The organism is Paenibacillus sp. 37 (genome assembly GCF_008386395.1).
Lineage (GTDB): Bacteria > Bacillota > Bacilli > Paenibacillales > Paenibacillaceae > Paenibacillus > Paenibacillus amylolyticus_B.
The window spans coordinates 338,827-351,578 of the sequence record NZ_CP043762.1; the positions used below are offsets into that span (position 1 = coordinate 338,827).

General features: G+C 39.6%; 14 protein-coding genes and 1 pseudogene. 12 read left to right on the top strand and 3 right to left on the bottom strand.

The features are described from left to right. The first annotated feature begins 237 nt into the window (after positions 1-237). The 7 genes from F0220_RS31445 to F0220_RS31485 all read left to right on the top strand — a co-directional run bounded on the left by F0220_RS31445 (position 238) and on the right by F0220_RS31485 (position 7,929). Complete coding sequence (locus F0220_RS31445) at positions 238-888, top strand: hypothetical protein (RefSeq protein WP_091036599.1); 651 nt, start codon at positions 238-240, stop codon at positions 886-888. 225 nt (positions 889-1,113) lie between these two features. Next, a complete protein-coding gene (locus tag F0220_RS31450) occupies positions 1,114-1,950 on the top strand; it encodes a zinc ribbon domain-containing protein (RefSeq protein ID WP_149847095.1) in 837 nt (278 codons plus the stop codon). A 70-nt stretch (positions 1,951-2,020) separates the two neighbouring features. Beyond that, positions 2,021-3,343 carry a type IV secretory system conjugative DNA transfer family protein gene (locus tag F0220_RS31455; RefSeq protein WP_091036593.1) on the top strand — a complete coding sequence of 441 codons (1,323 nt, stop codon included), beginning with the start codon at positions 2,021-2,023 and terminating at the stop codon, positions 3,341-3,343. A 36-nt stretch (positions 3,344-3,379) separates the two neighbouring features. Beyond that, positions 3,380-3,976, top strand: a complete 597-nt coding sequence (locus tag F0220_RS31460) for a hypothetical protein (protein WP_149847096.1) — start codon at positions 3,380-3,382, stop codon at positions 3,974-3,976. Further along, positions 3,973-4,527, top strand: a complete 555-nt coding sequence (locus F0220_RS31465) for a hypothetical protein (protein ID WP_149847097.1) — start codon at positions 3,973-3,975, stop codon at positions 4,525-4,527. The genes F0220_RS31460 and F0220_RS31465 overlap by 4 nt, the downstream gene beginning before the upstream one ends. 519 nt (positions 4,528-5,046) lie before the next feature. Continuing rightward, on the top strand, positions 5,047-6,918 hold the full coding sequence (locus F0220_RS32730) for a hypothetical protein (protein WP_188310568.1): 1,872 nt from the start codon (positions 5,047-5,049) through the stop codon (positions 6,916-6,918). A 339-nt stretch (positions 6,919-7,257) separates the two neighbouring features. Beyond that, a complete protein-coding gene (locus F0220_RS31485; RefSeq protein WP_188310569.1) occupies positions 7,258-7,929 on the top strand; it encodes a hypothetical protein in 672 nt (223 codons plus the stop codon). 410 nt (positions 7,930-8,339) lie between these two features. On the opposite strand, the gene F0220_RS31490 is transcribed toward F0220_RS31485, so the two are convergent. Both F0220_RS31490 and F0220_RS31495 read right to left on the bottom strand, forming a co-directional pair. Beyond that, positions 8,340-8,840: a toxin-antitoxin system TumE family protein gene (locus F0220_RS31490; protein WP_149847100.1), complete on the bottom strand. Its 501-nt coding sequence runs from the start codon at positions 8,838-8,840 to the stop codon at positions 8,340-8,342. Continuing rightward, positions 8,837-9,592, bottom strand: a complete 756-nt coding sequence (locus F0220_RS31495; RefSeq protein ID WP_188310570.1) for a DNA-binding protein — start codon at positions 9,590-9,592, stop codon at positions 8,837-8,839. Before F0220_RS31495 ends, F0220_RS31490 begins: the two co-directional genes overlap by 4 nt. A 359-nt stretch (positions 9,593-9,951) precedes the next feature. On the opposite strand from F0220_RS31495, the gene F0220_RS31500 reads away from it, so the two are divergent. The 5 genes and pseudogenes from F0220_RS31500 to F0220_RS33515 form a co-directional block, all read left to right on the top strand. Further along, entirely contained in the window at positions 9,952-10,161 is a 210-nt protein-coding gene (locus F0220_RS31500; RefSeq protein ID WP_149847102.1) for a hypothetical protein, read from the top strand. Beyond that, positions 10,158-10,673, top strand: coding sequence for a hypothetical protein (locus tag F0220_RS31505; RefSeq protein WP_223200034.1), 516 nt, complete (start codon positions 10,158-10,160; stop codon positions 10,671-10,673). Before F0220_RS31500 ends, F0220_RS31505 begins: the two co-directional genes overlap by 4 nt. A gap of 11 nt (positions 10,674-10,684) precedes the next feature. Then, entirely contained in the window at positions 10,685-10,849 is a 165-nt protein-coding gene (locus F0220_RS32735; protein WP_188310571.1) for a hypothetical protein, read from the top strand. 634 nt (positions 10,850-11,483) lie between these two features. Continuing rightward, positions 11,484-11,642, top strand: a complete 159-nt coding sequence (locus tag F0220_RS32740) for a hypothetical protein (protein WP_188310572.1) — start codon at positions 11,484-11,486, stop codon at positions 11,640-11,642. After that, positions 11,642-11,713: pseudogene (locus F0220_RS33515) on the top strand (hypothetical protein); the annotation flags it as partial. The gene F0220_RS32740 and the pseudogene F0220_RS33515, both read left to right, overlap by 1 nt. Before the next feature lie 38 nt (positions 11,714-11,751). Here the strand turns inward: F0220_RS33515 and F0220_RS31515 are convergent. Beyond that, entirely contained in the window at positions 11,752-12,543 is a 792-nt protein-coding gene (locus F0220_RS31515) for a hypothetical protein (protein WP_149847105.1), read from the bottom strand. Positions 12,544-12,752 lie beyond the last annotated feature (209 nt).

Consider the following 12,752-nt stretch of genomic DNA (forward strand, 5'->3'; position numbering starts at 1 on the left):
CTACGGTGTTCTATGTTTGTTACAGTTGTATATCAAATGAAAGTAATTAATAACCATAACCTAATGCAGGTTTACAAATGTATGTTACAATTTCACATAAAATAGAGAAATATTATATTAAACCAATTAATTATATGGTTCTTTAAGACTAGTTATATTTGTTATTTTATAAATATATAGACCTATTTTTATTGTGCTGATATAATAATGGAAAATGTTAGGTTGGAGGATTGGATAATGAAACAAAAAGTAAAAATAATATCTGCGTTCCTGTGTGGTGCGATATTTTTCTCAGGAGTTTCTTATGCAGCGGATAATTATTTAAAAGCTGTACCTGTGAAAAATAGCAAAATACTAGTTAATGGTTCAGAGGCGGTATTCGAAGGTCAAGCAGTTACGATTAATAATCGCGTATACATGCCATTAAAGGAATTAGGTCAAGAGGTTGGGTTTTCTGTTTCTTCTGGAAGTGTTATTCAAATCAATAAGTTTGAAAAGCTGCCGCTTACTGTTACACGTGAGGGCGTAACTATCACTTTAAATTCTCTAAGTAAAATTGATGGTAAAGTACAATTAAATATTACAGTGAAAAATAATAGCAATAAGAGAGTTGATGTTGATCTCTCGCAAGTTAGAGCAGATGATAATGTTAAAGGTAGAAAGATGTACACGACTAGTGCATCAAGTTTTTTCACACCAATCAATGATAACTGGAGTCTAGCCTCTAAAAAATTCTTAGATGATCCAGTAGATAGTAAAAGTGAAGTGACGGGCAATATGCAGATATCAAGTGTTTCAAAAGGGACTAAAAACATATATTTTTTCTTTGAATCACATAGCATACCAACATCATTTTCGTTTTATGTTGATACAGAAGGATTGTTTTAATTTGATAATGTAACGATAGGCCAAAGATAGAATCAAGTTACCATTTACGGTTGAAATAACACTGTTAATAACAGTAAGTCCGATATGCTATATGGAGCATCACACTTCAATACCAATTACATATATCTATACATGTAACGAGTGCGGCATATTACGAGAGCCACTTTAGAGTGAAAACAAAAAAGAAGAATACTAGTTAGTAGACCTAATAATGGAGGAATAGAAATGAATATGGTTCGCGGTATTACGTTGGCTGAGAACGAGATTGTCATCCGGGAATATGAAGCCTCTGCTTTATATGTTCCTAAAGGAGAAGGGTATGTAATTGTAACGAATCGGAGAGTTATCTTTACTGGTAACTCAGAATCTGTTGCGGGTACTGGACTCATCATCCGAGATGCTAAAATCGATACAATTACCGGTGTCATGGCAGGCCTAGTTCGTCATCGTAGTTTCAAAATGCTTATCTTTGGAGCTATTATTGGACTTCTTGGCTTGATTATGACAATGAATAATTCTACATTAATCTCGTGGATTTTACTCATTATTGGTTCCATAATGGTGTACTTTGGCTTGAAATCTAAAGGCGTGTTGATGCACATCAATATTTTTGGATCACAATCTTCTTCCGCACTCAGCGTAGCAGTTGAAGCAAGCACGTTATTCTCGCGCGTAACAAATAACCAGGCACTCATGACAATCACCGCTGCTGCACCAGGCCGTCATACTGAACAGATGCTGCGTGAATTAGGAGCTCTGATTCAGGATGTACAAGTAATGGGAGATATGGCGATTGAAAAATGGAAAGATATACCCATGACAGAAGGAAGCATACTGACCATGCCAGTAAGTGAGCAACTGTCGTCTTCTATCAATACAGTGATACAAACTGCAAACAAAGTTAAAGAAACGACTGTTACAGCATCTCGTAATCTACAACAACAAATGAATAAAACGGAAGATAAGAATCCTTCAGATTCACTAACAAACCAGTGTAAATGTGGCACTGCTTATGGAATAAACGCTGTTTTTTGTCCAGAATGTGGTGCAAAAACGAGTTAACAAATACATAGATTGAGGAAAAAAGAGCCAATGTTTTCTAATGGACTCTTTTTTTCTGAGGAGGAAAACCTTGAGTCTTCTGAAAAATAATATTGTTAATGGTCAGCAACTTCATACACTAGCACCTAATGAAGTAAAATGGTTAGATGAGCCTCAGGCCAATTATGGAATACCAGGAGTAGACCGAACAGGAGTTATGCTTCATCCTTTACTTCTTCAACGTCATCTTCTCTTTGTAGGTTCGATTGGAAGCGGAAAGACAGTTTCCATGGATCATGTTGTTCGTGCACTACGTAGCGGGGCAACAAGTGACGATGTGTTTATCTTCTTTGATGCCAAAGGGGATTATTTGAAAAAGTTTTATCGAACAGGAGATTATGTTCTCACTAACGAAAGTGATAATGTAGAAGGTAGGGTACGATGGAACATCTTCCAAGATATTATTGCGACACCATTAGAGAAACGAGATGAAGTCATCTGGGAGATCGCTTCTTCTTTATTTAAAGACGATATTGAACGATCGTCAGCACCCATCTTTGCGACAGGAGCTCGAGATTTATTAGCTGCTATTTTAAGCGCAAAAGTAAGGGGAATGGAAAAAGAAGGGGGAACCGAGGATCATGAAACCCTGATTCAATGGGTAAAGAAGGCAAGCGATGTTTCTATTCGAAATTTGCTGTTAAATCATCAAGATTTATCATGGGTTCGTAGTTACATAAGTAAAGAGAATAATCCAAACACCAACCAATCTTTCTTGATGCATTTGTATCAGAACCTTTTTGGTGTGTTTAATGGTGCTTTTAGAGAAGCAGGAGACTTTTCTCTCACTAAATCCATACAAGAACGTGATGGTAGAGCCATCTTCCTTGAGTACGATATTGCAAGTTCAAATGTATTAAAACCGATCTATACGATGATCTTAGATATTGCTATGAAAAATATACTCGGTACTAAAGAGGAACAGTGTCGTGGAAATGTATATTTCATTCTTGATGAATTTCCACTTATTCCAAAGCTAAACTATATGGATAACGCACTGAATTTCGGACGTTCCCTGGGTGTTCGAATCATCGCAGGTATTCAAAACATCGGACAAGTGAAACATGTATATTCAGAGTCACTGGCGGATAGTATTTTGAGTGGATTTGGTACGGTATTTGCATTCCGACTCTTCGATGAACCAAGCCGCTCCTATATCACAAATCGTCACGGGAAAAACCAACGGATGATTGCTTATTCCTCATCTAATGCAAACAAAGGTATACAAGAACATCTCGTAGATGGAAATGTTATAGAAGACTGGGATCTTACAGATTTAAAGATTGGACAATGTATTATATCACCATTTAATGGAGAGCCTTTCCGTTTCTACCCAGCCAAACCTAAATCTTAAGGATGTTAACGTTAATAGAGTAGGAGTGATTTTATTTTGATTAATAAAGACCTGAGTTATGTGCGTGTAGGCAGAGGTCTCGGAGAGTTTCCGGCGGACAATGAATCCAAAATGTTTGTGGTAGCAAATGGTTTTCAGGAGTTTGAACTAAGTCAATTTGAATACACCGTTTGGGAGCAAATCCATCGCTTTGAAACACTAGCATCTTGGGAATCTGCCATTCTACAAAAGGTTAAAAACATTCCGAATTTTGATTTCTCAAAAATTGTTCGTAGACTCATCGAGAGAAATCTCATTATGCCATGGTCTTTTTCCGACATGCAAGATAAGAAATTGATAAACCTACAAGTAACACGATACGGATATGCACATGGTCTGATCAATGAGGAATATCTCATTGGGGATTCTAATGCAAATAAGACCTTTGTATTCACCAAAGATCAATACGATGTGTGGAATGCAGCTGCTGGGAAGGTTATGTTGCTGGAAGTGATTGATACTCTAATGGATCAACGCGGAATTAATTTTGAAACTGCGATCTCACTGTTTAATATACATGGTCTTAAATTATACAAGCTTACCCTATGGGGACTAGAGTATGTTAATGCAGACCAACTGGAGGTGCAAGCATGAGCTCAATTATGATTGGTGCTGGTCAAGAGCTAGGAAAGTTTCAGCATAATGATGGCCTTGTTCATTATGGGGTGCAATTTGAGAAACAACGATTGCTGCTCGAAGAGCATCGTTATAAAGTGTGGCAAGTTGCACAAATGGCATCTTACAGCGTTGAAAAATTCACAGTATTACTGGACCTGGAATTACACGTTATTCAAGGTCACATCGATGCTCTTAAGGAGCAAGGACTTGTCTTTGAATCGAGGGACATACTTTCAACTTCGTTTAGAACAAAACATATTGCTATTACTAAAGGGTACATAGAATTAAAAAATGATGGAGAGTTTGAATTGACAGAGTTCCTTGGCGCTCCTCCCGTATCATTACCGTTAATCACGGCTACTGTTTGGCGTTTGGCAAATCCTCTTTTCTCATTAGAATCGCTTGTTGAAAATCTTGTCCAAGTCATGGATATGCCTAAAGTTGATATTGTAGTAATGTTATCCGAAGCTATTATATTTCTGGTCAGTAATGGATTTATGGCCATTGACCGTTTACCCGAAGCGTAAAAATCAATGAGTATAAAGGAGATAATAGCAGGTGCATCCAAAAAAACAAGTGAAGCGACACAAAAAGTAAGAAGTAGCACGGTCAACTTATATAGGAATCAAAAGGCGAACTTACTTGTTGGCAAATCTCCTGAAACACATATAAAATCAACAGAAAGAATGAAGGAAGCTCTTTCTGATCCAAGTAAAATGCCGAGATACAGTTTAGAAGACCTGATAAGTAAAATCCATATAGGATTAGATGTAGGAACAGAATTAGGATTATCCGGATTAAACTATTTTACAAAGGTTTTCGATGCTTCAACAGGTACAACCTTGAAACAAAGTGTTAAAGATACAATAGGTCAAATAAGATCTGGTCTTGAATACTCATCACACGCTACAAAATTAAAACAGAGCCAATTGGAGAAGTACCAGAAAAGTTGGGATAACAAAACTCCCGAAGAAAAGCAAGTTCAATTAAATAAGTTGCGAGATAAAATTCAAGAGAGAGAAAATCTTGAGAGTCTTTATAATAAGTTGCATTCTGAACAAATTGACAAGGAGCAAGGATTAGAAAATTATCAGGAAACCTTAAATGCGGCAAAAGATGAAGAGAATGAAAACAAGGATTTAGAACATTTAGCAGCACAACAACAGGAAATAGAAATCTCTAGGGACATTGAAACAGACCAGGTCGGACAAAATTCTATCTCGGAGACTGAATTAAAAGAAGATTCTTTAGATGAATCTGTAGTTTCAGAGAGTCTATTTGGTAGCGGATTTGAAGATTTAGAAAATATGGCAGCTGAACTTCAAAAGCAAGAAGAGATTAATGGGACCGAACAGCAGGGGCCTGAAGTTCAGCAGGAAGAATTACAACGGCAGGAACTAGAAGCTGAGCAAGAAGAACTTCAACAGCAACATGAAGAACCTGGAGCAGAGCAAGAAGATGTTCAGCAGCAGGAACAATTATCTGAGCCTGAGGTGGAACAAGAACCAGAGCAGGTATCTGAACCTAAAGTTGAACCGGAACCGGAGCAGGTACCCGAATCTGAGGTGGAACAAGAACCAGAGCAGGTATCTGAACCTGAAGTTGAACCGGAACCGGAGCAGGTACCCGAATCTGAGGTGGAACAAGAACCAGAGCAGGTATCCGAACCTGAAGTTGAACAAGAACCAGAACAGGTATCTGAACTTGAGGTCGAACAAGAACCAGAGCAGCTATCCGAACCTGAGGTCGAACAAGAACCAGAGCAGCTATCCGAACCTGAGGTCGAACAAGAACCAGAGCAGCTATCCGAACCTGAGGTCGAACAAGAACCAGAGCAGCTATCTGAACCTGAGGTGGAACAAGAACCGGAGCAGCTATCTGAACCTGAGGTGGAACAAGAACCGGAGCAGGTATCTGAACCTGAGGTGGAACAAGAACCAGAGCAGCTATCTGAACCTGAGGTGGAACAAGAACCAGAGCAAATATCTGAACTTGAGGTGGAACAAGAACCAGAGCAGCTATCTGAACCTGAGGTCGAACAAGAACCAGAGCAAGTTTCTGAACTTGAGGTGGAACAAGAACCAGAGCAGGTATCTGAACCTGAGGTCGAACAAGAAGCAGAGCAAGTTTCTGAACCTGAAGTTGAACAAGAACCGGAGCAGGTATCTGAACGTGAGGTGGAACAAGAACCAGAGCAGGTATCTGAACTTGAGGTGGAACAAGAACCAGAGCAGCTATCTGAACCTGAGGTGGAACAAGAACCGGAGCAGGTATCTGAACCTGAGGTCGAACCCGAACCGGAGCAGGTATCCGAACCAGAGGTTGAACAAGAACCGGAGCAGGTATCTGTACCTGAGGTCGAACCCGAACCGGAGCAGGTATCCGAACCTGAGATCGAACCCGAACCGGAGCAGATATCTGGACCTGAGGTCGAACCCGAGCAGGAGCAGGTATCTGAACCTGAGGTCGAACCCGAACCAGAGCAGGTATCCGAACCTGAGGTGGAACAAGAACCGGAGCAGGTATCTGAACTTGAGGTCGAACAAGAACCAGAGCAGGTATCTGAACTTGAGGTCGAACCCGAACCGGAGCAGGTATCTGAACCTGAGGTGGAACAAGAACCGGAGCAGGTATCTGAACTTGAGGTCGAACAAGAACCAGAGCAGGTATCTGAACTTGAGGTCGAACCCGAACCGGAGCAGGTATCTGAACCTGAGGTGGAACAAGAACCGGAGCAGGTATCTGAACCTGAGGTCGAACCCGAACCGGAGCAGATATCTGGACCTGAGGTCGAACCCGAGCAGGAGCAGGTATCTGAACTTGAGGTGGAACAAGAACCAGAGCAGGTATCCGAACCTGAGGTTGAACCCGATCAAGAACAGGACCCTGAATTTGAAATCGATGATGAGTCCCTATAGTCATTAATCACAGAGAGAGCAACATTTAGTCCTCGTGGCATACACACCCAACTTTTTTCATGTGTCACGAAAACATTTGTACAAATTTAGTCGCCATTATGGCGGCTTTTTTGTATTTTTGCTGTAAGTTCTGGAATGCGTCTAAAACAAGGTCGCTGTGTTTACAATCATGCACACTATCGAATTTGTCTGAATAGTGGGGCATTGTCGAACACCGATAGCTATATTGTTTATTTATTATACTTCTAAATTAATTTTAGTGAGCTTGCTTAATTTTCATTTTAATACCTCTTCTTTTAGGTGCATAATATAGAACAGGGGATAGGAGGTTGTATATTCATGTTGAAATCGTACCAAGCGTTTATTCCAGGCGCATTCCCGACTTATACATATGTTACAAGGCAACCGAAAGAGGATTTTTCTTATGAAACTAGGCTCGAACAATCCATTTTAACTATTGGATATTTAACTTCTATTATTGGCACATCTAAAACTGGAAAATCAGTTCTTTGTGAGAAAGTAATCGGGCTCGATTATATCGTTAATTTAAGTGGAAATGATTTTAAGGAAAATGATAATTTTTGGACTGTGGTAGCTTCAAAAGTAGGAATATCATTACAAAGTAGTCATTCTGAATATTCTAAGATCGAAGGTAAAGTTACCTATGGACTAACGGAGGGAAGATCCACAACTATCACAGAATCATTTCGTCTTCTTAAAGATAAAGTTTTACAATATTTTAAATCTAACAACTTAGTACTTGTTTTGGACAACTTCCACTATGCTCCTGAAACAATACAATTTGAAATTGCATATCAATTGAAAGATGCTATTAGAAAGCAATTTCGAGCAATCATTATTTCTCTCCCCCACAGAGCGGGTGATGCAGTACGGAAAAATCCTGATTTAAGTGGGAGATTAAATCTTATAAACATAGAACCTTGGAATCTGGATGAGTTGAGAGAGATTGCTCTAACTGGCTTTCAATTATTAGGAATGGAGCGAGAGTAATGTTGTTCCAATAAAACTTTAGTTAATTGAAGTCATCGGAATGGACCTCGTCAAGAAAGTCCGAAAGATTCCAAATAAGCGAGGATACCACATTTAAGATATGTAACATGCAAAGCAGACCTTATCCTAGAAGAGGTCTACTTTGTATGATGTTAATTGTGAGTTGAGAATATAGTGCACGATTTATTACTGAATAGGGGCGGGCTCATCATTTCCCGCTATATCAAAGATATACTTCACAGCATTCAGAAGGTTCAAAGAGTCCCCGATTTACTGAGCATTAAAATCGATTTTGAGCGTCTTACCAACGCATCGATGATTCTGCTTCCCGCTAAAGAGAAGGGAGGCATCTCAACTTTAATCCATAGCAATCTGAAATACGTTAAAATTTAGGAATCGAAATTCTCTCCTTAACCACGTCTACCCTTGTATTCGTCTCCGGTTTCGAGATAAGGTTGGATGAATTCAAAAGCATCTTTTAAACATCTTACGTCCCAATTGTCACAACGATTTTTACGATCATTAGGATCATAATGATGATGATGCGGTTCGGAGTTTACGCGATATTTTTCCGGTGTATTTGGATCATCATGAGGTTCATTGCCCCAAGAAGTGATATGATGAGACTGGATGCCTTGTTTGGGTACAATCCTCATCCACCGATATTCGTACTTTTCAACGTAGCCACATTCGTCATACCTCTCGTACGCTCTTAATCCTGTGATACCGTGGCAAGGGTGTAGTCTTAACGGAAATATCACTATAAGCGATTTCCTATCACGCTTATAGCTGGCGTAAATGGATTCTCTATCCCTAAAATTTGTGTGGTTTTCCAAGAGGCAGCCGAACTCCTCTAAGATTTCATTGATGTCTGCGGGGAGAAGATTTGTCTGGTTATCTGTATACTTCAAATCCCGCCAGCTCCTCCCCGAATTTTAAGAATTTCATCCATTTCTTCAACAAGATCCTTCCAACGGTAAAGATCAATAGGGTCATCCAGTTCGCTTTCGTCTGTCACAAATGCTTCTTGATACGTCTTCTTGCCATACTTCAATTGCAACTCGGTAATCTCTTCATTGATCTCCTTCATCCGATCTTCTGGTGACTGTTCAAGATTTTTTTTCTTCTGATAGTTTATTTGCATACGAATCGAATACACCGGGTCACGCATTAACTCAACAGCATGTTTGGGAATTTTGTTTTGTGAGCCGTTATCTAAGCATTCTAAGCCTTGTTTGATGTATTTGTTTAACGTAACTTTGGAAATGCCTAACATTTCTGCGGCTTGCATGGGTTTAAGTAAGTAATCCTCATGATATATAAACTCTATTGATGTTCCACCAAGGTCATAATACCAGGTTTCAAAGTCTACTTTTAGCTTCCCAAAATCCATATCACTTGCAGGGAATTGTATGGACTGTACCCGGTCCAGCCATTTAACAAGATTCTTTTTATGTTTGGATGAAAACAGGTATTCATTCGTGTATTTAAACTCCTCGTTGCTTATTTTAATGCCAACAAGCTGATCCGAACACAGTGTCATCAACATTGTAAGAATTTTCGAGAAAATGTAATCTGTTTCTTTTTCTATATACAGCTCGTTTTTTTCCTCGAAGGCTAACTCAATTTGACGGTGGGAATATTCATACATTCCTTTACTCATCTTTATCATCTCCTCCTACCTCCATTCTACATTAAGTTAACAATTTTGCAATATCGTTAACTATCATTATTTCAAAAACGTTAACTCCTTATACAATACCCTATGCAGAAACTTTTGAAATAGTCCCTCTGGAACCAAAAATGGGGGTATCCGGCACCGTTTTCAACGTAGGTTAGATGGTTCCATCGGAAAAAATGTTTTTTCTTTGAACAAGAAAACATGGAGCTGGGAAAAATGGGTTGTAGTCTGAGAATATAAGGGTTTAGATTGGATGAAACCTAATTGATCTATACGTGCTGGCTCTATCAAAGATAAATCAAAAAGTTATTTTCCATTTTCGATGAAAGAGGTTAATAGAAATGTCTGAGAATAAATTAAAAAACATCATTGGCACGAAGTATACCGACAACCCTATCATCAATTATTTAATATACTTGATGCCCCTTCCTGAACAACCATCTTATGGTGGTGCTACATATGATGAGTGGCGAAAAGAGAATGATTTAGATGTAATATGGTTAAACGGAGACTTGCATGCGATACTATATTTTCGGTATGGATTCCCTTGAAAATGAGTTTAAAAAGTATAGCAGGAGATACCTTTAGCTATAAAGGGAATAGAAGAACACCCTCAAAAGAAAATGAGTGTTTTAAAGACATCATAGAAAATATTAATCACTATTTACCGCCCGAACATGCTTTAGTAAAAGAGTTGTATCAATTCGCTGAGTTAGCTTCAACAAGATCTAATGTGATGCGGTTGCCAAGCAGACAAATGCAAAAACGTGGTTTTTTCTATTTCGATCAAATGCCTAAAACACTGTATGAATGTTTTGGGGAAGGAAGGTTCAATACATATTTCGGTAGCGATAACGCGGTCAAAGAATGGGTCAAAGAAGAGAAGATGGAAATATTCTTTGATGGCTCGATATCAAGGAATACCATCAAACCCTTAATATCTCGAATGCAAGCTTCTGATTGTGAGTGGCTCAAAGAGAGTGACGACATCCTAGAGATGCTTGTGCAATATAATGAGATCCTACATATAAGAAGCGAAGCGTTGCTAAGATCAAAGGTGTAGGAGGAAGTTATATGGCTTGTATCTATGAAATGAGTGACATACATGGTGAACTCGATATTCCACAAATGGCTTTAAATTTTGTTGATTTAATGAAACCAGAATTGTTTATTGGCAATTATATCAAGCTGGGAAACGCTGTAACGAGTCAAGACCAAGTCACGGAAAGAGCGACATAAAGCATGGTTAAAATTTAGGGAGGAGAATCCACAACTGGGCATAAACGATTTGCGGAAGTCATCTCCTAAAACTTAGGCCTGGTTTTACTTATATGGATCAGTAATTTCTATTTGATCATGTACCACAAAAGGTAGATAGAGGAGAAGGACAATTCATGCAAATTAGTAAGATAGGGATGGTCAGGTGCTCGCTCAAGTTGGGAGGGTATTTGAGTATTTGCAAAAGGAAGAGGAAAGCTTTAGTAGGATTACCATTGCAAAAATTCAATGCAGAAGAAATACCTCGACAAATTGTCATATACTAAACAATTATTGGAGCGATATGCAAAACGTTAGAACAATTTGGTGAGCCGTAGAATTCAATGGGCAATCGCTTAGATGAAAAAAGATGGTGGCCCCCTATATAATGGGGGGGATAAGAAATGGAGGAATAAGAAGGGCGAATTCGACGAATTTGCTATAAGCATAATTAATTCAGAGGTTACAAAATCCAAAGGACACATGAGGGTATATTCTTTTTTATCAAATAAGGATATCCCAAAATTGATTGGTAGATAGATTTAAAGTGTTTAGACAAGAAGTTGTACAGGAATCCTACAAACTCCACCTTGGTTTAGCAAAGGAGGAAAACTCGGTGGACAGCAGACAATCACCTCAAGTTGTTGATAGCCGAGATCTGCGAAGACTCGTTCAAGTGGGCAAAGAAAAGGGGCTCTCCGCATATCAAGTGTTACTAGAAGCTGGGGTTATTGTAGCTGACTTTGCTTTAAATGCTGGAAGTGACGCTGGATGATGCCTCAATTTCCAAGCCCGTACGAGGACGAAATTTTGTACAGCATCATCAGTCGATATGCTCTTAGAAGCGGAAATACAAGCCATAGAGCTGTATTGGTTGATGTATTTTACTCCGATGGCTTTACCGCTTGCTTAGTCCCACCACCTCTAGTTTGGGTAGTTTGGGCCGATGCAGGCGACGAAGAAGGTGATGCCATGGCCTCTTCCGGTATTTTCTTGCGAACAGAGCTCAAGGCAATGCCTTCCGCCTCCCTTGCATTAGGAAAGTAAAGACGGATACTATCCCCTTGCTCAGGCATACAGTACCACCCAGTCTGATCATCCGAAGCATACATGGTGGAATAAGGGAACAGATTGGCTGTTGCGAGACTCCATTCCTGATCACAGTCCAACTGGACCTTAACCTCATCTCTCACGACGCCCATAATATGTCCTGAAATGGATGCACCGACAAGGCGTGAGTTGTATCGCTTTCGCTGATAAGCAGACTTTATGTGCCCGAGCACATAATGGTGGATAAGTAGCCCCTGCTGCATTTCGGTCCGAATCTCAAAGTCGTTGAGCCTATGGCCTTTAAACTGAGCCTCATCCCCAAGCTGCAAAACTCGGTCATGAACCTTAACTTCATATCGGATATAGTCCTGCTCACTAAGGCTGCTTGCGCCTTGGCCTTCTTGCTGATAGGTCAGGGCAGCCTGATCAATCCGGTTCATATATCTCTTGCGACTGCTCTCACATTCCTCAAACCACTGTTCCATATAACAATAAATCCAGCTTGCATCATATAGAATCCCTCTTGCGGGAATCTCTCTCTCACGTTGCCGGTCACTCGCGTGTAGCATATAAGCCGGATCTTCCTGATAGAATCCAAACGGTAGGAAGAAAGAAGGAGTAGCCATTGTGCTACTCTTTTTTTATGCGCGTTTAGGAATTTATGAGAGAACAAGAGGCGCAGGATCACACGCAGAAGTCTAACCCTGGTGCTAATATCGACGATTTGCTAGTGTATGTCATAAGCCAGGAAGCAAAACAAAACCTGTAACGGATATAGCATTTCATACATGTCCGCACTGTAATTATATTCTTTCTGGCTTTAATGTTCTTTCTG

What these genes read in the sequence shown, in the direction of transcription:
- F0220_RS31445 (WP_091036599.1), top strand. Translation starts at nt 238, where the DNA reads ATGAAACAAAAAGTAAAAATAATATCTGCGTTCCTGTGTGGTGCGATA.
- F0220_RS31450 (WP_149847095.1), top strand. Translation starts at nt 1,114, where the DNA reads ATGAATATGGTTCGCGGTATTACGTTGGCTGAGAACGAGATTGTCATC.
- F0220_RS31465 (WP_149847097.1), top strand. Translation starts at nt 3,973, where the DNA reads ATGAGCTCAATTATGATTGGTGCTGGTCAAGAGCTAGGAAAGTTTCAG.
- F0220_RS31485 (WP_188310569.1), top strand. Translation starts at nt 7,258, where the DNA reads ATGTTGAAATCGTACCAAGCGTTTATTCCAGGCGCATTCCCGACTTAT.
- F0220_RS31495 (WP_188310570.1), bottom strand. Translation starts at nt 9,592, where the DNA reads ATGAGTAAAGGAATGTATGAATATTCCCACCGTCAAATTGAGTTAGCC.
- F0220_RS31500 (WP_149847102.1), top strand. Translation starts at nt 9,952, where the DNA reads ATGTCTGAGAATAAATTAAAAAACATCATTGGCACGAAGTATACCGAC.
- F0220_RS32735 (WP_188310571.1), top strand. Translation starts at nt 10,685, where the DNA reads ATGGCTTGTATCTATGAAATGAGTGACATACATGGTGAACTCGATATT.
- F0220_RS31515 (WP_149847105.1), bottom strand. Translation starts at nt 12,543, where the DNA reads ATGGCTACTCCTTCTTTCTTCCTACCGTTTGGATTCTATCAGGAAGAT.